Genomic DNA, 21,507 nt, shown 5'->3' with positions numbered 1-21,507 from the left:
TTTATAGTACTTCTATTTGTTTGTGCATTAGGTCTTCAAACTCATCTCGCTCTCTTATTAGGTGAGCCTTCCCGTCTTTTATGAGCACTTCAGCAGGTTTCATTCGAGAGTTGAAGTTGCTACTCATCTGATAACAATAAGCACCTGCATTATGGAAGATCAGGTAATCCCCTTCACGCACTTCGCTCATTACTCTATCCCAAGCAAATGTATCAGTTTCACAAATGTTGCCGACTATAGTATAGATGCGTTTAGTGCCGTTAGGGTTAGAGATATTGGTTATTTTATGATAAGCTTCATAAAACATTGGCCTTATTAAGTGGTTGAAGCCCGAGTTGATGCCAACAAAAACAGTAGCAGGTGTTTGTTTGATCACATTAGCTTTTGTGATAAAACTACCACTTTCGCTAACTAAATATTTCCCCGGTTCAAACCATACTTCCAAAGGTCTGCCGTATTCTTTCTCAAATGCGCTAACAGCTTCTGTAAGTTGAGCACCTAGCTCTTCAATATTTGTTTCAATCTCATCATCTCTATAAGGTACTTTGAAGCCACTACCCATATCTAGATATTCTAAAGCGTCAAAATGTTTAGCCATTTCAAACATTACTTCTAGCCCGCGTAAGAATATACTGGTATCCTTTATTTCGCTACCAGTGTGCATGTGAAGACCTTTTACATGCAGGTTGGTTGTTTTTACTACGCGTTCAATATGTCTCATTTGGTGAATGGAAATACCAAACTTACTATCCACATGCCCAGTAGATATTTTATAGTTACCTCCTGCTTCGATATGAGGGTTAATTCGGATGCAAATAGGGTAGCTGTTACCATACTTGTTGCCAAACTGCTCTAGTATGGAGATATTATCAATATTGATATTTACACCAAGAGCAACGCCTTCTTCGATTTCACTAATATCTACACAGTTAGGTGTAAAGAGAATGTCGTTACAGTCAAACCCTGCTTTAAGTGCCAGTTGAACCTCATAGATACTTACACAGTCGATACAAGACCCCAAGCTCTTTAAGTACTTAAGTATATTGATATTAGTTAGCGCTTTGCAAGCATAGAAGAACTTTGTAGGGTGCCCTTTAAAAGCATTTTGTAATTTCTCGTATTGATTAGCAATCTTCTCAGCATGGTACACATAAGTAGGTGTGCCAAATTCTTCTGCAACAGCAATTAGCTGTTCATTTGTTATCGGTTCAAACATGATTGTTTCTTATAAAGTCTGCAAAAATAGAAAAAGAGCAAGTAATAAACGTTACTTGCTCTTTTAAATATGAAAATAAGAGCAAACTATTGTTTGCCTTTTATTATTTCTTCAACTACTGTTGGGTCTAGGAGGGTGGTTGTATCTCCAAGGTTTTCTGTCTGATTTTCAGCTATTTTCCTCAATATTCGTCTCATTATCTTACCACTACGTGTTTTGGGTAACCCGCTAACAAACTGTATTTTATCAGGTTTAGCTATAGGGCCTATAATTCGGGAAACAGTTTCTCTAATATCAGCACTTGTATGCTTCTCGTCCACGTGGTGATGGTCATATATTACATATGCATAGATGCCTATTCCTTTTACATCGTGTGGATAGCCCACAACGGCACTCTCAATAACACCTTGGTGCATATTAATAGCATTTTCTACTTCGGCCGTGCCTATTCTGTGTCCACTTACATTCAGCACATCGTCTACACGACCTGTTATACGGTAATTGCCATCAGTATCTCTAAGGCAGCCATCTCCTGTAAAGTACATATTTTCGTATGCGGAGAAGTAAACATCCTTACATCTTTTAAGATCACCCCAAGTGGTGCGTATCATAGATGGCCAAGGGTGTTTAATGCATAGGTTGCCGCTCACATTATTGCCTGTTACTTCTTTGCCATTTTCATCCATCAATACAGGCTGTATGCCTGGTAAAGGTAGCGTTGCATGAGCAGGTTTAGCTGGCGTAACGCCTGATAAGTTGGATATCATTATGCCACCAGTCTCTGTTTGCCACCAAGTATCTACTATTGGTGCGTTTCCTTTCCCTATTTTTTCATCAAACCAATGCCAAGCTTCTTCGTTAATGGGCTCACCCACACTGCCTAGTGTTTTAATGCTTGTTAAGTTTTTATTTTCCAAGTGTTCCGTTCCGCAAGCCATAAGACTACGAATAGCTGTTGGGGCAGTATACAGCTGATTAACTTTATACTTGTCTACAATGTCCCAAAAGCGTCCTGCATCAGGCCATGTGGGCACCCCTTCAAACATAAGTGTTGTAGCTCCTGCGCTTAAAGGACCATATACGATATAGCTATGCCCTGTTATCCAGCCAATATCGGCAGTACAAAAGAAGACGTCCCCGGGTGTGTATTGAAAAACATTGACAAAAGAATAAGTGGTATATACCATATAGCCACCGCAGGTATGCACTACACCTTTAGGCTTACCAGTAGAGCCAGAAGTATATAAAATAAACAAAGGGTCTTCTGCATCCATTTCTACAGCAGGAAAGTCTGGATTGCCGGCTTTTTCTACTTTTTCTATCTCATCTTCCCACCATACATCTCGGCCTTCTATCATACTTACAGAAGCATCTGTTCTGGTTAATACGATCACTTTTTTTACAAAATCGCATTGAGTCAACGCATCATCTACTACTGATTTCAGAGGAATTTGTTTTGCGCCTCTATAGGCGCCATCACAGGTTATAATATATTCTGCATGGGCATCAATAACCCTGTCGGCTATACTTTTAGCACTAAAGCCACCGAAAATCACAGAGTGTATAGCTCCAATACGGGCACAAGCTAATACAGCTACAGCCAGTTCTGGTACCATCCCCATGTAAATACAAATCCTATCTCCTTTTTTTACCCCATTGTTCTTTAAAACATGTGCAAATTGACATACTTTATGATGAAGTTCATTATATGATATGGTTTGATGACCACCTTCTGGATCATTGGCTTCCCAAATAATTGCTGGGGTATCTCCATTTTTTTCTAAGTGTCTATCAATACAGTTTTCAGTGATGTTTAACTTGCCATTAATAAACCATTGAATATCTGGTTCGTTGAAGTCCCATTTTAATACCGAGTCCCATTTCTTTTTCCAAACAAAATTTTCGGCTATAGACCCCCAAAAAGCTTCAGGGTCTTCAGTACTCAAATTATAGGCTTGGTTATATTCATTAATAGTTTTTAACTGGTATGGATATGACATATTTTATTAAAATATTTTAATGATTGAAACTAAGAAAAAAGCTAACCTTCTGCAATATTCTTGCGTCTTACTAATCAAGAGTTAATCTTATTAAATAAGTAACTTTAGGAATATTATTACTTTATTTTGATTTTAAGCGCCAATGCTACCTAATACCAGAAAATACGCTCTAGTTGTTTTTTTGTTGTTGTGTTCTGTAATATCTGCTACAGCACAAGTTAGTGCAGGCTTTGCAGCTAATAAATTGTCAGGTTGTGCCCCATTGTTGGTTTCTTTTACAGATCAGTCCACTGGGTCAAATATTACAACAAGAAATTGGGTATTCAATAATGGATCGACCTCAAATACCAACAATACAAATCCAAGTACTATCTATACCGTACCTGGCACTTACACCGTAAGCTTAACAGTTTCTAACGGAACATCAACCGATGTGGAAACAAAAACGGCTTATATAACTGTCCATCCTGCCCCAACAGTTAACTTCTCGGCAACACCTTTAGTAGGCTGTCCTCCATTGACAGTTAATTTTACTAATAGTACAAACAACAATGCCCCCGGGGCGGCCACATATACATGGTATACAGGTGTAGGAACTACAAATTTGCAAAACCCTACTCAAGTCTATACGACACCAGGTACAAAAACAATAACACTTACTGTAAAAAACAGCAACGGGTGTTCTTCAAGCCTCACAAAGAATAACTACATTTTAGTTCACGATAAACCTTCTCCAAACTTCACGGCTAATAACACAGTGTTCTGTAGCTCTCCTGCAACGGTAAACTTTACGTCAACTACTACAGGAGGTACTACCCCATATACTTATTTGTGGAACTCGGGTAACGTATCTCCAAGCACCTCCACTATTGCTAATCCTACTTTTTCCTATACAGGAACGCCTCCCATAACGTATGATGTTAAATTAGTGGTTACTGACAATAATGGTTGCAAGGATAGTATTACAAAAATAGACTACATAAAAATGCCTAAGCCGGTAGCAAACTTTACAGCGCCTACTCAAGCTTGTGTTAAGGCAACAGTTAACTTTACAAATACTTCTACACCAACACCTACAGGTGCATTGTGGTTCTTTGGAGATGCTGGTAATAATACTTCAACACAAATATCATCGGCGTTTAATTATAACACGGCAGGTACGTACACTGTAAAATTAGTTACCTACGCAGGTGGATGTACTGATACTACGACAAAGACGATAACTATTAATCCTGCTCCCGTATTTGACTTTTACAAAGTGCCTGATACACTTTGCCCAGCTCCTCAAACTGTTAAGTTTTTTCCTACAAGTACTACAAGTGTACTTACAGGCTATTGGTGGAGTTTTGGGGATGGTATTGGGACAAGTACAAATGCTTCTCCTAGTTATACCTATACACAAAATGGCCAATATACTGTAAGGCTTGCAGCGACTGATAATAAAGGTTGTTTTGATACTTTAACTAAGACCTCGTTTGTTGAATTATTCGATTTGAAGGCAAGGATTTCACCTCCGGTAGATAGCGGATGCGCTCCTTTTCAAGTTAGTTTTAAGTCGTTTGCAGAAGTAGACAGCGGCGTAAATTATCCTTACCCTATAGGTTCTTATAATTGGGATTTTGGAGATGGTAATTCTTCAACAGTCAAAAATCCTAACCATACTTATGTAGATACCGGCATTTTCAGGGCTGTATTAAAAGTGACGACATTAAAAGGGTGTATAGCTTATGATACCACTTACATCTATGTAGGTAAGAAACCTGTAGTAAGTTTTACGGCAACACCTACTATAGCCTGCCCAAGAGAACAGATAGTATTTACCAATACGACAACAGGTACAGTTACAAAATGGGAATGGGATTTTGGAGACGGTACAAATACTACCGCTAAAAGCCCTGGTAAGGAATATACTAAAGCAGATACTTTTGATGTGACATTAAAGGCTTATCATAATGGTTGTTTGTCTCGTTTAGAAAAGAAAGACTACATTATCATTAAGCCTTCTGTTGCAGAATTTATTACTAAAGTGAATTGTGATACTCCTCTTAAAGTGTCGTTTGAGAATACTACTAAAGATGAAACATCACATACTTTTTACTTTGGTGATGGTAATACGTCAATATTAGATAAACCAATACACACATATGCTGCCAATGGTACTTATAATGCTAAGATAGTAGTGCACAATAGTAATACAGGTTGTTGGGATTCTGTTCAGCAGACACTTACTTTACTAGATATGGGTGTGGATTTTTCTGCTGATGATACAGCAGTTTGTTTAGGAGATACTGTAACATTTACACCATCAATTACAGGAGGAACACCTAAAGAATACTTATGGTATGTAGACGGATCGCTTAAGCAGATCATAATACCAACATTCAAATACAAATTTACAGATACTGGTTATCACGAAATAAAACTTGTAGTTGCTGACATCAATGGTTGTACTCATGAAAGGGTGAAGAGTAATTATATATTAGTGGCACAACCTGTAGCTAATTTTGGAGCTACTCCATTGTTAGGTTGTGTGCCTCATGATGTACTTTTTCAAGATTCAAGTATAACCACACAAGGGGCAAATATATTGAGTAGAAAATGGACAGTGAATACAACAACCTCAATTACTTCAACGGATGATACTTTAAGGTATACTTATAACAATAGAGGGGCGTATGATATAAAAATTGTTGTTACAGACAATGTAGGCTGTAAGGATTCTTTTACTAGAATAGAATATATTCATCCTCATAAGCCTGTTGCATTTTTCAATAGCACTAATAAGATTTGTCAAGGCGATACAGTTTCATTCTTTAACTTTTCTATTAATAGCAGATCTGCATTTTGGGATTTTGGAGATGGTGATACCATAACCAATGCGCAGCCTAAGCATATATATTCACAAAAGGGTACATTTACACCTACTTTGATAGTTTCCGATAGTTTGGGTTGTAAAGATACTTTAGTGGGTAATCCTATCAGGGTGCAAAAACCTACAGCTAGTTTTACAATTAGTGATTCTATAGCTGTTTGTCCTCCTCTTTTAGCCAAGTTTACTAATACTTCTACAGGTGTAATAAATACATTGTGGGATTTAGGCAATGGTACTACAACCAGTAGCTTTACACCTAGCGAAATATATACAGCACAAGGAAATTATCCAATAAGATTAATCGTTACGGATACCTTGGGTTGTAAGGATACCGCATATAGATCTGTTAAGGTATTGGGTTATGCAGGCGCATTTACTTACACACCTTTAATTGGGTGTAAGCCTATGACGATACAGTTCTCCAGCACTACAACTTCAAGCGTGCCTACTGTTGTTTGGGATTTTGGAGATGGTAATACCGTAACAAATTCAGTAAGCAGCTTGTCGCATACATATACAGCTGCTGGCAAGTATTTGCCTAAGGTTATTTTTGGTAACAGCTCTGGATGTCAAAGTTTTAGTAATGGTATAGATACAATTACTGTTGATGAAATAATTGCTGATTTTGAAATAGAAGCCCCATGTGAAAATTCTATTGTTAAGTTTGATGATAAGTCTGTTTCACCTTATTCAAATGTCGCATCATGGTCGTGGAAGTTTGATAATGGACAAACGAGTGCCAAGTCTAGCACGACCAATTATTACGGTCCTAAAGGCAGCTATCCGGTAACGCTGTATGTTTCTAATGCCAATGGTTGTAAAGATTCAATTACTAAGAATGTAACAATATATGGGAATCCGACTGTGACAGCTGGAGACGATACTTTAATTTGTGTAAAAGACTCTATAATGTTACAACCTACAGGCGCTACTACATATGTATGGTCGCCAGCAATATATTTGAGTTGTGTCAATTGTACTAACCCATATGCCTCACCACCTTCAAAAATATTCTACACAGTAATAGGGACTGATGTTAATGGTTGTAAGGATACAAGTAAGGTAGCAATAGATACAAAGACTGATGTAAAGAGTGAAGTAGGCAAGGGTGGTGAAATATGTGAAGGTGAAAGAATATTACTCAGCGTTACAGGCGCAAGAACGTATAAATGGACACCGGGAGGAGTATTAGATAATGACGCTATAGGAAACCCAGAAGCGTTCCCTACTCAGACGACAAAGTTTATGGTGATAGCATATGAAGGCTCTTGCATCCCTGATACGAACTTTGTGGATGTGGTAGTAAGACCTAAACCTGACCCAATAGTTACTGGTGAACAAACAATAGTTGCAGGAACCTCAGCAGACTTATCCGTAACAGGTAACGACATTAATAGAGTAATATGGTCGCCAAGTGAAAGTTTAAGTTGTGCTAACTGCCCATCTACTATAGCGACTCCGTTAAAGACAACTACCTATATACTTACGGCGTATTCTAGATATAATTGTGTAGATAGTGCATCTGTGACGATAAAGGTTTTGTGTGATAAGAGTCAAGTATTTATTCCTAATACTTTTACGCCTAACGGAGATGGGCAAAATGATGTGTTTTATCCGAGAGGAACAGGTATAGAGCGTATAAACAGTTTCAGAATATATAACAGATGGGGTGAGGTAGTTTTTAAAAGAGATGGATTTGCTACTAACGATAAAGCAAGTGCATGGGACGGTACTTACAATGGTAAGGTGTTACCTCCTGATGTGTATGTGTATATTGTTGAAGCTACTTGTGATGAAGGAGAAGTTTTGCAATGGAAAGGTGATGTTACAATAATTCGTTAAAAGAAGAAATGAGAAAGTCAGTTATCATATTATCAACAATAGTGACATTGTTTTTAGGAGTATCTTCTAACGCACAGGATATTCACTTTTCTCAATTTTATGAGTTGTCAATTTTAAGAAATCCATCATTGACAGGCTTGTTTACTGATGATTACAAGGTAGGAGTAGTTTATCGTAATCAATGGAGTAGCATCAGTAGACCATTTACTACAGCTGTTGCTAATGTGGAATCGCATCTTCCAATAGGCAAGGATTTCGCTAGTTTTGGATTGTTGGCATATTATGATAAAGCAGGCAGTATTGATTTGCAGACATTGGGTATATACCCTGCTATTAACTATAATAAGTACTTAGAAGATGATAATAACTCTTACTTATCTGTAGGTTTTACAGGAGGATATTTACAACGAAGTTTTAATCCTTCCAAAGCTACCTTTGATAATCAATATCAAAATGGGTATTATAGCCCGGATAATCCCAATGGAGAAACGTTACCTAATCCTAAATTAAGTCAATGGGATTTGGGTGCAGGTGTGAGTTTTAGTAGCACCGTAGGAGAAGAGGATAATATTAATTATATAGTAGGAGTTGCAGCTTATCATATTACTCAACCCAATAGCTCTTTTTATAAAGACCCTAATATTAAGACTGATACAAGATGGAATGCCAGTGCAAGCATGAGCGTGAAGGCTAGTGAATCTTTTAATTATCAAGTTCATATAAATTATATGAGGCAGGGTAACTATAACGAAGCGATAGCAGGTGGGCTTTTAGGTTGGAATTTAAAAAACTATAATGGAGATCTAGTATTTGGTATTTATGCTGGAGCTTTTTATAGAGTTTTAGATGCTGTAGTACCTGTAGTAAAATTAAAGTACAAGAGTTATAACATAGGTATGAGTTACGATATGAACTTGTCCTCTCTACAGGCAGCTAGCAATTTACAAGGAGGATATGAAATTACATTAGTAAAAACTGGGTTGCTAAATAATCCTAATCTGCAAAGAAGTAGAACAATATGCCCTCATAATTTTTGGTAAAAAGATAGATCATAAACAAAAAGAAAGCCGTTATGTATTTAGCATAACGGCTTTCTTAATATTGAAAAGGAGTGATTACATTCCCATTCCCATTCCACCCATACCTCCAGGAGGCATATCGTGGCTATGGCCATCTCCTGCTGGCTCTGGTTTGTCAGCAATCACGCACTCTGTAGTTAATAACATGCTAGCTATAGAAGCTGCATTTTCAAGAGCTACACGGCTTACTTTAGTTGGGTCGATAACACCTGCAGCAAGTAGGTTCTCATATACTTCAGTACGGGCATTGAAACCGAAGTCTGCTTTCCCCTCTTTTACTTTTTGTACAATGATAGATCCTTCAATACCAGCATTAGCAACTATTTGACGTAATGGCTCTTCAAGAGAACGGCGAATAATAGCGATACCTGTAGTCTCGTCATTATTATCACCTTCTAATGTAGCTAAAGACTCAATAGCACGGATGAAAGCAGTACCTCCACCAGGCACGATACCTTCCTCAACAGCTGCACGTGTAGCGTGTAGCGCATCGTCTACTCTGTCTTTTTTCTCTTTCATCTCCACTTCTGTAGAAGCACCAACATATAGTACAGCAACTCCTCCACTTAACTTAGCTAAACGCTCTTGTAATTTTTCTTTATCATAGTCGCTAGTAGAAGTTTCCATTTGCGCTTTGATTTGATTTACACGAGCATCAATGTTAGCTTTTTCACCTCTACCATTTACGATAGTAGTATTGTCTTTATCAATTGTTACGCTTTCAGCCTGTCCTAAATGTTCAACAGTTGCATTCTCTAGTTTATGGCCTTGCTCTTCACTAATAACAGTACCTCCAGTAAGAATAGCTAAGTCTTGTAGCATTTCTTTTCTACGGTCGCCAAAACCAGGTGCTTTTACAGCTGCGATCTTAAGGGAACCACGTAGTTTATTTACAACAAGTGTAGCTAATGCTTCACCATCAACATCTTCTGCAATGATCAATAACGGACGACCACTTTGTACAGCACTTTCCAATAAAGGAAGGATATCTTTCATTGTGCTGATTTTCTTATCATAGATAAGTATCAATGGGTTGTCCAGTTCAGTTTGCATTTTCTCTGTATTAGTAACAAAGTATGGGCTTAAGTAACCACGGTCAAACTGCATACCTTCAACTACATCTACAGTAGTTTCAGTGCCTTTTGCTTCTTCTACAGTGATAACTCCTTCGTTACCTACTTTCTCCATTGCTTGAGCGATCAACTTGCCAATTTCATTGTCGTTGTTTGCGGAGATAGTAGCTACTTGCTCAATTTTCTTATTGTCGTTACCAACTTTTTCAGACTGAGCTTTAAGGTTTTCAAAAACTACACCAACAGCTTTGTCAATACCACGTTTCAAATCCATTGGGTTAGCACCTGCTGCAACGTTTTTAAGTCCTTCGCTAATGATAGCTTGAGCAAGAACTGTAGCGGTAGTAGTACCATCACCTGCAACATCTGCAGTTTTTGAAGCTACTTCCTTCACCATCTGAGCACCCATATTTTCAATAGGGTTTTCAAGCTCTATTTCCTTCGCTACTGAAACACCGTCTTTAGTGATCGCGGGTGCTCCAAATTTCTTTTCTATTACAACGTTACGACCTTTAGGTCCTAATGTTACTTTTACTGCGTTAGCCAATGCATCTACACCAGCCTTCATTTTATTACGTGCTTCTATATTAAAGAATAGTTGCTTAGACATAATTTTTACTTTTTACTTGTTTTAGTAATCAAATTGCTAGATAAATGTTAGACAATAGCTAGAATATCGCTTTCGCGCATGATAAGATAGTCGCGTCCTTCCAATGATATCTCTGTACCTGCATATTTACCATACAATACAGTATCTCCAACTTTTACAGTCATTGGCTCATCTTTTTTGCCAGGACCAGCTGCTATAACAGTACCTTTTTGTGGTTTTTCTTTTGCAGTATCAGGAATGATGATACCGCTTGCAGTAGTTTCTTCAGCTGCAGCTGCTTCAACTATCACTCTGTCATGTAGTGGAGTAATTTTAACGTTGTTTGCCATAATCACTAACTATTTTACGATTTATTAATTTTTACGATTGTACCTCCTTTATAACATGTATTATGCCATTGCAATAGTACCGTCATTTTTGCAGAGATATTGCAAATATACTGTTGGGGCTATCTTTTAGTACGGTCAATTTTGCATATTTTGCTTGTAACCTCTCATTTTGACAGTTAGACAGCTTGTTTTATTCTATTAGGGAGATTTTACACGGATATGTAGCTACAGCGCATTTTTGGGTAAAAAATACGATAGATTTGTATTCTAGTATTTGTATAACAGAAAACCATATGTGATTATGAAAAAAGTTTTACTATCGATCACCATCTTAATAAGTATGCTGTCAGCTACTGCACAAACATTTTCGGGCGCAGGGATGGAGAGTTGGCGTTCTCTTTCTGTTGGTTTCCCAAGCACACAGGTTACGTTGCCTGATCATTGGTTTGGTACTGATTCTTTAATATATACAGTAGCTCCTTTTCTAACCATTCCAACGTCTAGCCTTACCAAGCAAATGGTAAAATCTAGTAGCGCGCACTCTGGCTCTTTTGCGGCAGAGGTAACCAGTAAGAATCAGGGCACGACACTAGGAGTAATACCAGGTATATTAACCAATGCAAGACCAGGAATAGACATTGCTAAATTTGACCCCAATAACCCAATATCCAGCATAAACTATGTAGGGGGAACATCAATAAGCTCAAGAATAGGTTATGTTAGCGCCTGGCTTAAATATGCACCTCAAGGAGGAGATAAAGCACAGATAATCATAACAGCTGTGCTGGCAGGGCAAGGATTAGGAGGGGCAGACTCGATAGTAGGAAGTGCAGATACGATCATTGCTAGTCAAGTATCTGCTTATACGAAATACGAAGTAAAGATTAATTACATAGACCCAAACGTTGTTCCGGATAAACTGTTAGTGCTGTTTTTAAGTAGTACTAGTGTTACGGCTACAGTACCTGTGGACGGTAGCAAGCTAACTGTTGATGATGTAGAAGCAGGTATTCATTCTTCGGGAATACACTTCCCTTTATTGAATAATGAAGTTGTAAGCTGTTATCCTAACCCTGCTACAGAAGTGGTGAATATCAATACCACAATAAATCAACCGTTGATATGGGAGCTTTATAATATGAGTGGTCAGAAAGTGAAGCAGGTAAATTTTACGAAAAATACTACGGTTAATGTGAAAGAATTACCATCAGGCATGTATTTCTACAGTATTACGTCAAACGATGGTGCTCTAGTTTATACAGGTAAATTGTCAGTTGATAAATAACATATATGCAAGAAGGGGAGCAATTTATTTTTGCTCCCCTTCTAAGTACTCTTGGTACATCATTTTAATTAATCCATCAGCTAGCCCTATTTTGGGTACAAATATTCTATCAGCACCTGCCCATCTCATTATTGAGATATAAATGTTCAAAGCAGGCACTATAACATCTGCTCTGTCTGCCCTAAGGTTGTATACATGTTTCCTTTCCTCAAGGCTATACATGCTTAGTTCTTTATAGTAGTCTTTTAATAACTGTATAGATAATGCACGGCCTTCCTTGGTTTTAGATATAGAGAAGGTCTTATTTATATTGCCACCACTACCAATTGCTTTAAGTGGTCGATAGTTTTTGGTTTCTTTTTTTATGAACTGCTTTACATGATTCCATTGCTCCTCGGTAACCGCGTCGTTGATCAGTCTAATGGTACCAATGTTGAATGATTCTTTAAAAATGGTTTGGTTCTTAGAGAAGAGTGTTACCTCTGTACTACCTCCTCCAACATCTATATACAAGTAGGAAGAATCCTCGTTTAAGTTTTCGGCAATATGTGTTTCATAAATGATATCAGCTTCCTCATGCCCTGTGATGAGCTTTATGTCAATGCCGGTTTCTTTTTTTATTTCTTTTATAATATCGAATCCGTTGGAGGCATCGCGCATGGCCGAAGTAGCGCAGGCTCTATAGTCTTCTACTTCATATACATCCATCAATAGTTTGTAGATCTTAATAGTGTCTATTAATTTTTGTTTTTTCTTTTTAGCTATAACGCCGTTTTTAAAAACATCAAAACCTAAACGTAAAGGGATACGTAAAAGAGTAAGTTTGGTAAAATCCGCTTTCCCATCTTCGTAGACAGTAACATCATTTATTAGTAGTCTTACAGCATTAGAACCTATGTCTATAGCAGCTAATATCAATATTAGTAAGTTTTGTTTTCCAAATAGTTGCTTATGGCAACTTGTGATCTAATTATTTCGTCTTCAACAGCTCTTTTTACATAACCATTGCTCTGCTCGTTATCCAAGATACGAGCTTTTACATTGCCCGACAATTGAATTGCTAACATGTCTATCAATTCTTGTTTTATCGACGGGTCAAGTATTGGGCAGGCTGTTTCTACTCTATGGTCGAGGTTTCTTATCATCCAGTCGGCAGAAGATATATATACTTTAGGGTCTCCCGCATTATAGAAAACAAAAACGCGAGCATGCTCCAGATATTCATCAACTATGCTAATGGCTCTTATAGGCTTTTTAAAGGCTTTTTGTTGTGTATAGGCACAGCAGATACCTCTTATGATAAGATTTACCTCTACACCAACGCGTGCCGCCTCATATAGTTTTGCAATAAAGTCATGGTCAACAAGACTGTTTAATTTTATAGTAACTCCCGACTTTTGTCCTTTTTTTGCAGCGTCTATCTCTTTGTCAATTAAGTCAATAAAATAGCTCCTCATGTTTATAGGAGACGTAGGTAGCGTTTTACATTTTTTTAAGGTCTCCAGGTTGGGCTTTTCAGATTCTAAGAATAAAAATGTTCTGTTGATATCTGATATGATAGCACGGTTGGTAGTGAGTAAACAATGATCTCCATAAAGTCTAGCGGTGTTCTCGTTAAAGTTGCCCGTAGACACAAAAGCATAATGCTTTATTTTGCTAAACTCTTTTTTCTTGATGACACATATTTTAGTATGCACCTTCATGTTAGGTATGCCTAACACCACTTTTACGCCTTCTTCCTCTAAGCGTTCCTTCCACATTAAATTGGCCTCTTCATCAAACCGAGCTCTTAACTCTAGAGCTACAGTTACCGTTTTGCCATTTCTTACGGCATTCACTATGGCGTTTACTAATTTTGACTCTTTTGCTAGTCTATAGCAGGTGATTTTTATGCTTTGCACAAAAGGGTCAATCGCGGCCTCTCGAAGCAGGTCTATAACAGAGTCGAAAGAGTGATAAGGGAAATGAAGCATTACATCTCTCTTTTCTATTATTTCCATAATACGACAAGGCTGTTTGAGCAGTGGATGCACCAGTGATCTTGACCGTGGTTTCAGGTCTTCAAAAACTTGTGGCGGGAAATCCATGAACTCCTTGAAGTTATGAATTCGTCCACCGGGTATTAGGTGGTCTTTTTTATTAAGATTTAGCCTCTTAATAAGGTATTCTAATAAGTTTTTATCAATATTCCTGTCGTAAACAAAACGTGTGGCTCTACCTTTTTTTCTATTCTTTAACCCCTTTTCCAGCTCATCTATTAGATTGGTATTGATATCGTTATCAATATCTAATTCAGCATCACGTGTCACTTTTATTATGTATCCTAAAAAACGATTAAACCCGAATGGTGCAAATAAGTTAGGGAGGCTAAAGCGAATTACGTCTTCTAATAAGATGATATCATGCCTGCCTTTTTCTGAAGGTAAGATCAGAAAACGAGGTAAAACCTTTGTAGGTATTTCTATAAGTGAATAGCGCTGCAGCATGGGGTTGTTTGTATTGCCAAGTACGCAGGCTAGGTATACCGACTTGTCTCTTAAATAAGGCATGTCTAATATACTCTCGATCATTAAAGGAACCGTCTGAGTCCTTACCTTATCGTTGAAGTAGTTGAGTACAAATTCTTTTTGCTCTTTATTGAGCTGGTTCTCATTTTTTATATAGATGTTTTTCTTGCGTAACGCTCTTATTATTTCATTGTATGTATTGTCAAAGGTTGCCTGTTGCGTCATGACAATCTCTTGTATCCTAGAAAGTATTTTACTCGGGTTTTCTTCCAGATGCACCTTTGCAGCTTTTCCAAGCCTTACCATTCTTGCCAGTGTAGCTACTCTTACTCTAAAAAATTCATCGAGGTTATTAGAGAATATTCCCAAGAATCTAAGTCGGTCGTACAGGTGATTCGAATTGTCTTTAGCTTCTTGCAATACTCTTGCATTGAAGGACAACCAACTAATATCACGTACTATGGTTTGTTTAGAAGATTTCAATTTGAGACGATTGTTTTGTCAACTAGCAAAGCTAAGCACTACAGATTGTAGTACACTTTACATGAATATACAAAAAGGATTATTTACAATTTCTTAATACGCTCAATTGTAGCGCTAGTGGAGTAGCCGGATACAAAAGGAACTATTTCTACTCGTCCTCCATTTTCAATAATATGACTGGCACCAACAATAGTGTCAATGGTATAGTCGCCTCCTTTAACCAAAACGTCGGGATTAATAGTTTTGATAAGAGCTTCCGGAGTATCTTCAGAGAAAAAACAAACGGCATCTACAGGTAAAAGAGCTGCAAGTTGGAAAGCTCTGTCTTGCTCATGATTGATGGGTCTTTCTTCTCCCTTCAGCCTTTTTACAGAATTGTCACTGTTTAAACCAACAATAAGCACATCTCCAAAATCAGCAGCTTTGGCTAGTAAATCGATATGACCATGATGCAGAATATCAAAACAGCCATTAGTAAAAACTATTTTTTTTCCAGATTTGTGCCACTCTTTACAGTGCTCCTGCAAAAGGGTATTATCAAGTATTTTACTAGTTATCTGCTTTAACTTGTGCATTGCGTCTTTTTCTATTCATGATGAATAATATAGAAGCTAGACCTAATATAAGGATAATTCCTGTTTGTACTGCCCATGATACCCAGCCAAATGCCTGACCATATGCTTTATCTATACCATAGGTATTAAGTATATCTGCAACAAGGTAAGTATAAGCGCCTATTCCTCCTTGGGTAGCAATCATGCCAATGCTGCCAAAAATGAGTGTAATAAGAGCTGTGAGCCCCGAAAGATGTTCTAATGCAGGCATGCTCCAGAAGCCAAATACAACTTGTATCCAATAAGTAAACCATAGCAGGACTGTATATAGCAGAAATAGTCCACGCTTTTTTAGTTTAAAGATAGATTTTACACCATCGCCCAATCCTTTGATGAATTGCCCTATTTTGGTATCTCCCATACGTCTATACAAAACCACCAATACTATTATAAGTAGTATTAAAGCTCCGATAGCAATAAATATGGTGTTACTTTTTGCCGATATGGCAGAAAGAAGATTGGTAGCATAGCTGCCAATAATATCTGCTTGCAATAAGAAAGCAATAGTTGTAACAGTAACAAGAGATAAAACATCAAAAGCCCTTTCTGCTACAATTGTGCCTATCATTTTGTCTGCAGGTACATTCTCATATCTAGCAAGAACAGTACATTTTGCTACCTCTCCAGCTCTAGGAATAAACAGGTTTGCTATATAACCAATTAGTACAGCAGCAGTAGTGTTTAGTGTAGTTGGCCTTATATTTAAAGGTTCCATCAATAATTTCCATCGTAGTGCCCTAAATAAATGAGAAAGAAAACCTGCAATAAATATAGGGACTAGCCAGCCAATACGTACGCCCTTTATTGCATTGACCATCTCTGTTTTCTCCTCATCAGATAGTTGAGAAGACATGTAGTAGATAATGCCCACGCCTAGCCCAAGAAAGACAATGTATTGGATGATCTTTAAGAGCGTTTTTTTACTCATCTAGGCTAAAGGTAATTATTTATAGTGTATTGTCTTTATTAGGGAATATTACTGTTGGTTGGAAAGTTTTTGCTTCTTCTAGATCCATACTCGCGTAAGAAACAATGATGACCGTATCGCCAACGGATACTTTTCTCGAAGCAGGGCCATTCATACATATCATGCCAGAACCTCGTTTCCCTTTGATTACATAAGTTTCAAGTCGTTCGCCATTTTCTACATCAAGCACTTGCACCTTTTCATTTTCTATAAGATTAGCAGCATCCATTAGGTTTTCATCAATTGTAATGCTGCCTATATAGTTAAGGTTGGCTTCTGTCACCGTTACACGGTGCAGCTTCGATTTCATCATTTCTATCTGCATAGCGGCGCAAAGGTACGAAACCTATAGAATGTTATATACTAACTGCATAAATATTGTTAGTGTATAAGGGCTATAAATTTGTGTTATAATTCTTTATTCTAACAGCTATTTGATAATAATTATTGACACCACCAAGTACTTCGTAGTCTAAATAAAAGCTTTTGGTAAAAGTGTCCCAAGCAGCAAATTCGTGATTGGGTACGTTGAATTCGTCGAAAAGTAAGATGTCACCATCTCTTAAATAAGGTGCAAAACTGGTGAGGATGAATAAAGTAGAGCTGTATAGATCAGCGTCCAAATGTATTACCTTCTTAGTTGTGGTACTAGGTTGATTTTTTTTAATAAAGCTAAAAAAGGTGTCTTGGAAAAGCCCTTTAATAAAACCTCCTCTAGGGTCGTTTAAGTCAGGAGTATTGAAGCTCATATCTCCTTTTTTATAAAAATGCCAATCTTCAGGTAGCCCCTCAAATGTATCGAACCCCCAAAACTTAGACTGATCATTATTATTTTCATTTAGCCACCATTTGAAAGAGGTGCCTCCTGCAACGCCAAACTCGTAATATTCAATTTTTTCTTCTTTGAGATTGAACTTTTCAGACACATAAGCATAAAGCTTATTTCTATCGGTATAAACTTTATTAACCTTATAGAAGTCAGTAAAAGGGATGGTTTTATGGTGTTTTTGTATCCATGAAGCTAGGTTTGCAAAGTTGCTGGAGAACTTAAAAAAATGACTGAAGGGTTTTAATAGTAGCCCTATTCTCGAAAAAAGTAAAAATCCTTTTAAAAAGGAGTTGAGTTTACGTAAAAACATTAGTCAATTTAGTTCTTTAGGTCATAGATATCTTATACAAGGTATCCTTTTGAATGTTGCAATATACTTTAGTCTTCTAAATATTAGGTAGTAAACATGTAATAAAATAGAAAGGGATTGCTTGCTGCAACCCCTTTCTATTTATATCAAGTAAGAATATTAATTATTCTCCTACAACTTCAAACTCCATATCAACGATGTTGTCTTTACCAAAGTCGATTTGTGCTTTGAAAGTACCAGCTTCTTTGATCTCGTCTAGTATGTTAATACGGCGACGATCGATCTCATATCCTTTTTGCTCGCGTATAGCGCGACCAAGTTGTATAGAAGTTACAGAACCAAAGATTTTTCCAGTAGTACCCAACTTAGCACCAATTTTTACTGGGCTTTCAGATAGTACTGCTCTTACTTTCGCTATTTCAGCTAATAGAGCCGCTTCACGCTTTTCCATTTGCTTTTTACGCTCACCTAATATCTTTAAATTAGATTGGCTTGCTTCGATAGCATATTTCTGTGGTATCAAGAAGTTGCGAGCATAACCAGGCTTTACTTCTACCAATTCGTGGGCGCCGCCCAAATTATCTACGTCTTTTATTAGAATTACTTGCATGGCTTATTTTACTTTAAAAGGTCAGTTACATAAGGCAAGATAGCCATTTGGCGTGCCTTTTTTATTGCTTGTGCTACCTTACGCTGATACTTTAGAGAGTTACCAGTAATACGACGAGGAAGCATTTTACCTTGATCATTCAAGAATTTCTTAAGGAATTCGCCATCCTTATAATCAATATACTTGATACCCATTTTCTTGAAACGACAATATTTCTTTTGACGCTTCTCAACACGGGTAGAAGTAAGGAATTTTATTTCGTTATTTCTTGCCATTGTTTAATTTTTTAATTGAGTGGTGGAAGGTTTTAATTAAGCGTTTTCCGCTAATTTGTTACGACGCTTTTCATTGTAAGCAACTGCATACTTATCCAAACGAGTGATCATATGACGCATAACGTTTTCGTCACGGTTCATTTGAATCTCCATTTTTGCATTTAGGTCTGCTGGTGCACTGTATTCAATTACCCAGTACAAACCTGTAGTCTTTTTATTGATTGGATAAGCAAGTGAGCGAAGCCCCCAAGCGTTTTGGTGTGTTACCTCTCCACCGTTTTCTTTAATGAAATCAGCAAGGTTTTGTTGAGCAGCTTTGTACTCATCTTCAGCTAATACAGGCGTGAAGATGATCATAAGCTCATAGCTCTGTAGATTTTCTGTTGCCATTGATGTCTTTAAATAGTTAAAAAATATCCCTCATACTTGGCAGCAACTATGGGTACCCTTTCGGGCAGCCAAGTATTTTTGGGATGGCAAAGGTAAGGCTATTTATTATAAAATAGGTGGATTAAAGTATGTTTTTTTTAATGTTTGAAAACGTACGAACTTATACGTTGCATTATATTTATATATTTTAGACTTTTGAACCGAATTAGGCCATAAACCAAATAATAAGTATGCAAGAGGTAAAAGAAATACAAACTGTTGATTATGAGCGTGTATTGAGCGATTTTCTCAAAAAACATCCGCAGTACAGCGAGTCTGGTTTTTTAGATGAATTGAGAAAGAAGGATTTTTCGCGCATTGAAGCTAAAGATCATGTTTACCTAGATTTTGTAGGTGGAAATTTATATCCTGCATCGTTAATACAAGATCATCAAGACTTTTTACTTGCAGATGTATATGGAAATCCTCACTCTGAGAATCCGACTTCTAAATTGGCAACCGAGTGTAATGAAAAAGCCAGGGCTTATGTGAAGGAGTATTTCAATGACAAGGAAGACGAATATTGTGTGGTATTTACCCTTAATGCTAGTGGTGCACTTAAGTTGATAGGGGAGGCATATCCGTTTACTGATAAGAGTCATTATGCCTTGTTAGTAGATAATCATAATTCTGTAAATGGCATTAGAGAGTTTGCCAGATGCAAGCAGTCAAAATTTACTTACGTGCCTGTTTTGGAAGATAGTCTAACTATTGATGAGAAAAAGCTTGACACTGTATTAAACGACGATAAGGGGTATGATAATAAGTTGTTTGCATATCCAGCCCAGTCTAATTTCTCTGGAGTAAAACATGACTTGAAATGGATAGGAGAAGCGCAGGAAAGAGGATGGGATGTATTGCTAGACGCTGCAGCATATGCTCCTAGTAATGAACTAGACCTGTCTAAATATAAACCTGAGTTTGTTAGTATATCATTTTATAAAATATTCGGATATCCAACAGGGATTGGTGCGCTACTTATTAGAAAGTCGGTACTGCACAAAATGAAAAGACCATGGTTTGCGGGAGGTACTATTGAGTTAGCATCTGTTAGAGGTGACGGTCATTTTTTTGCTGATAATGAGGTTGGTTTTGAAGATGGTACTATAAATTACTTGAATATCCCAGCAGTAGAGATGGGACTAAAGTATATTAAGAATATAGGTATTGAGAATATTCAAAAAAGAATTACATCATTAGCTCAATGGACACTAGATGAGCTTTTGCCACTGAAACATGATAATGGCACATCCTTAATAGAATTATATGGAACAAGTGATTTGAGTAAAAGAGGTGCTACTATAACTTTTAATGTCAAGTCGTCTGATGGTAAGGTGATTTTTTATGAAGAAATAGAGAGTAACGCTAATAAGCTAGGGATATCACTAAGAGCCGGTTGTTTTTGTAACCCAGGTTTGAGCGAGATTGTAGGGCAGTTTACTCCAGAAATGCTGCGCCCAGTATTTGAATGTGAGGAAAAAACGAGCTATAAAAAATTCGTACATGCCAAGAAAGAAGAGTTTGTTGTAGGAGCTATTAGAGCATCTTTTGGTTATGTTTCTAATTTTAAAGATGCTTATACTCTGGTAAATTATATCAAGAGCTATCTGAATAAATAAGATTATCGCCGCTTTAATATTTTCTTTGCCCTGCTTGTAAAGCCTGCACTTGCACCACGTTGTAATTCTTCTTCAATTATAGCGTGTAGCTCTTGTTTTATTTCAGGGTATTGTTTTGAAAGATTGTCTAAAACAGTCATTGAAAAAACTCGTACAGCAATAGGCTCTTGTACATTTGCTAAGCTATCAAAGCATAGATTCATGATGTCTCCATGCAAATGTTCCGGTATCTGCCTGTCTTGTAATATTCTTAATACATTTCTTTTTACAGCAACATGTAGATTTGGCTCTTTCATTCTTGCCACCATACTATCAAGATGAGGTGTCAGCAGGTCGTGATGTTTATCCGCCACCCTACTTATTACAAAAGCCGCCCATTGTACTACCCGGTATTCATCATATAGAAATATATCTATAAGTTTTTTAAGGCGGGACTTATCTGTACCTATCCAGTCTGCAATAGCTTCTGCATTTTCTTTTGAGTGTTCGGTTAATATTTGCTCTCTGATGTTCATACGCAAATTTGTGGAAAGATTTTCTTTTTGTATTTCGAGTACT

General features: G+C 37.3%; 18 protein-coding genes. 4 read left to right on the top strand and 14 right to left on the bottom strand.

Going from position 1 to position 21,507, the window contains the following annotated elements:
* Position 1: 1 nt before the first annotated feature.
* Both lysA and acs read right to left on the bottom strand, forming a co-directional pair.
* The gene (gene lysA, locus R2800_09735; protein MEZ5017320.1) at positions 2–1,216 is read right to left on the bottom strand and encodes a diaminopimelate decarboxylase; all 1,215 of its coding nucleotides are present in this window, start codon (positions 1,214–1,216) and stop codon (positions 2–4) included.
* 86 nt (positions 1,217–1,302) lie between these two features.
* Positions 1,303–3,216 (bottom strand): acetate--CoA ligase, encoded by a 1,914-nt coding sequence (acs, locus tag R2800_09730; GenBank protein ID MEZ5017319.1) that lies wholly within the window; start codon positions 3,214–3,216, stop codon positions 1,303–1,305.
* A gap of 142 nt (positions 3,217–3,358) precedes the next feature.
* Between acs and R2800_09725 the strand changes: the two genes are divergently transcribed.
* Entirely contained in the window at positions 3,359–7,930 is a 4,572-nt protein-coding gene (locus R2800_09725) for a PKD domain-containing protein (GenBank protein MEZ5017318.1), read from the top strand.
* A gap of 8 nt (positions 7,931–7,938) precedes the next feature.
* Complete coding sequence (locus R2800_09720; GenBank protein ID MEZ5017317.1) at positions 7,939–8,970, top strand: PorP/SprF family type IX secretion system membrane protein; 1,032 nt, start codon at positions 7,939–7,941, stop codon at positions 8,968–8,970.
* 75 nt (positions 8,971–9,045) lie between these two features.
* Here the strand turns inward: R2800_09720 and groL are convergent, their stop codons facing one another.
* Together groL and R2800_09710 are read right to left on the bottom strand one after the other, a co-directional pair.
* Positions 9,046–10,692 carry a chaperonin GroEL gene (groL, locus tag R2800_09715; protein MEZ5017316.1) on the bottom strand — a complete coding sequence of 549 codons (1,647 nt, stop codon included), beginning with the start codon at positions 10,690–10,692 and terminating at the stop codon, positions 9,046–9,048.
* Between the two features lie 47 nt (positions 10,693–10,739).
* The gene (locus R2800_09710) at positions 10,740–11,021 is read right to left on the bottom strand and encodes a co-chaperone GroES (GenBank protein MEZ5017315.1); all 282 of its coding nucleotides are present in this window, start codon (positions 11,019–11,021) and stop codon (positions 10,740–10,742) included.
* A 301-nt stretch (positions 11,022–11,322) separates the two neighbouring features.
* Here R2800_09710 and R2800_09705 point away from each other — a divergent pair, with 301 nt between their 5' ends.
* Positions 11,323–12,306 carry a T9SS type A sorting domain-containing protein gene (locus R2800_09705; protein MEZ5017314.1) on the top strand — a complete coding sequence of 328 codons (984 nt, stop codon included), beginning with the start codon at positions 11,323–11,325 and terminating at the stop codon, positions 12,304–12,306.
* 24 nt (positions 12,307–12,330) lie between these two features.
* On the opposite strand, the gene R2800_09700 is transcribed toward R2800_09705, so the two are convergent.
* The 9 genes from R2800_09700 to rpsF form a co-directional block, all read right to left on the bottom strand.
* Complete coding sequence (locus tag R2800_09700; protein MEZ5017313.1) at positions 12,331–13,224, bottom strand: exopolyphosphatase; 894 nt, start codon at positions 13,222–13,224, stop codon at positions 12,331–12,333.
* A 2-nt stretch (positions 13,225–13,226) separates the two neighbouring features.
* A complete protein-coding gene (ppk1, locus tag R2800_09695; protein ID MEZ5017312.1) occupies positions 13,227–15,296 on the bottom strand; it encodes a polyphosphate kinase 1 in 2,070 nt (689 codons plus the stop codon).
* Positions 15,297–15,379: 83 nt separating this feature from the next.
* Positions 15,380–15,871 (bottom strand): D-glycero-beta-D-manno-heptose 1-phosphate adenylyltransferase, encoded by a 492-nt coding sequence (rfaE2, locus tag R2800_09690; GenBank protein MEZ5017311.1) that lies wholly within the window; start codon positions 15,869–15,871, stop codon positions 15,380–15,382.
* The gene (locus R2800_09685) at positions 15,846–16,838 is read right to left on the bottom strand and encodes a lysylphosphatidylglycerol synthase transmembrane domain-containing protein (GenBank protein ID MEZ5017310.1); all 993 of its coding nucleotides are present in this window, start codon (positions 16,836–16,838) and stop codon (positions 15,846–15,848) included. Before R2800_09685 ends, rfaE2 begins: the two co-directional genes overlap by 26 nt.
* Before the next feature lie 19 nt (positions 16,839–16,857).
* Positions 16,858–17,190, bottom strand: a complete 333-nt coding sequence (locus tag R2800_09680) for an aspartate 1-decarboxylase (GenBank protein ID MEZ5017309.1) — start codon at positions 17,188–17,190, stop codon at positions 16,858–16,860.
* Between the two features lie 82 nt (positions 17,191–17,272).
* Positions 17,273–18,016, bottom strand: a complete 744-nt coding sequence (locus tag R2800_09675) for a TylF/MycF/NovP-related O-methyltransferase (protein MEZ5017308.1) — start codon at positions 18,014–18,016, stop codon at positions 17,273–17,275.
* Positions 18,017–18,179: 163 nt separating this feature from the next.
* Entirely contained in the window at positions 18,180–18,626 is a 447-nt protein-coding gene (rplI, locus tag R2800_09670) for a 50S ribosomal protein L9 (protein ID MEZ5017307.1), read from the bottom strand.
* Positions 18,627–18,634: 8 nt separating this feature from the next.
* Complete coding sequence (gene rpsR, locus R2800_09665) at positions 18,635–18,901, bottom strand: 30S ribosomal protein S18 (GenBank protein MEZ5017306.1); 267 nt, start codon at positions 18,899–18,901, stop codon at positions 18,635–18,637.
* 36 nt (positions 18,902–18,937) lie between these two features.
* Positions 18,938–19,291, bottom strand: coding sequence for a 30S ribosomal protein S6 (gene rpsF, locus R2800_09660; GenBank protein MEZ5017305.1), 354 nt, complete (start codon positions 19,289–19,291; stop codon positions 18,938–18,940).
* A gap of 230 nt (positions 19,292–19,521) precedes the next feature.
* Here rpsF and R2800_09655 point away from each other — a divergent pair, with 230 nt between their 5' ends.
* Positions 19,522–20,949, top strand: coding sequence for an aminotransferase class V-fold PLP-dependent enzyme (locus R2800_09655; protein ID MEZ5017304.1), 1,428 nt, complete (start codon positions 19,522–19,524; stop codon positions 20,947–20,949).
* Between the two features lie 2 nt (positions 20,950–20,951).
* Here the strand turns inward: R2800_09655 and R2800_09650 are convergent, their stop codons facing one another.
* A complete protein-coding gene (locus tag R2800_09650; protein ID MEZ5017303.1) occupies positions 20,952–21,464 on the bottom strand; it encodes a hypothetical protein in 513 nt (170 codons plus the stop codon).
* Positions 21,465–21,507: the final 43 nt, after the last annotated feature.

The sequence above is a fragment of the Flavipsychrobacter sp. genome, from assembly GCA_041392855.1.
In the GTDB taxonomy this organism is placed as follows: Bacteria; Bacteroidota; Bacteroidia; order Chitinophagales; family Chitinophagaceae; genus UBA5543.
Note: the sequence above shows the minus strand (reverse complement) of the source record. Positions and strands in the feature narration are given on the sequence as shown.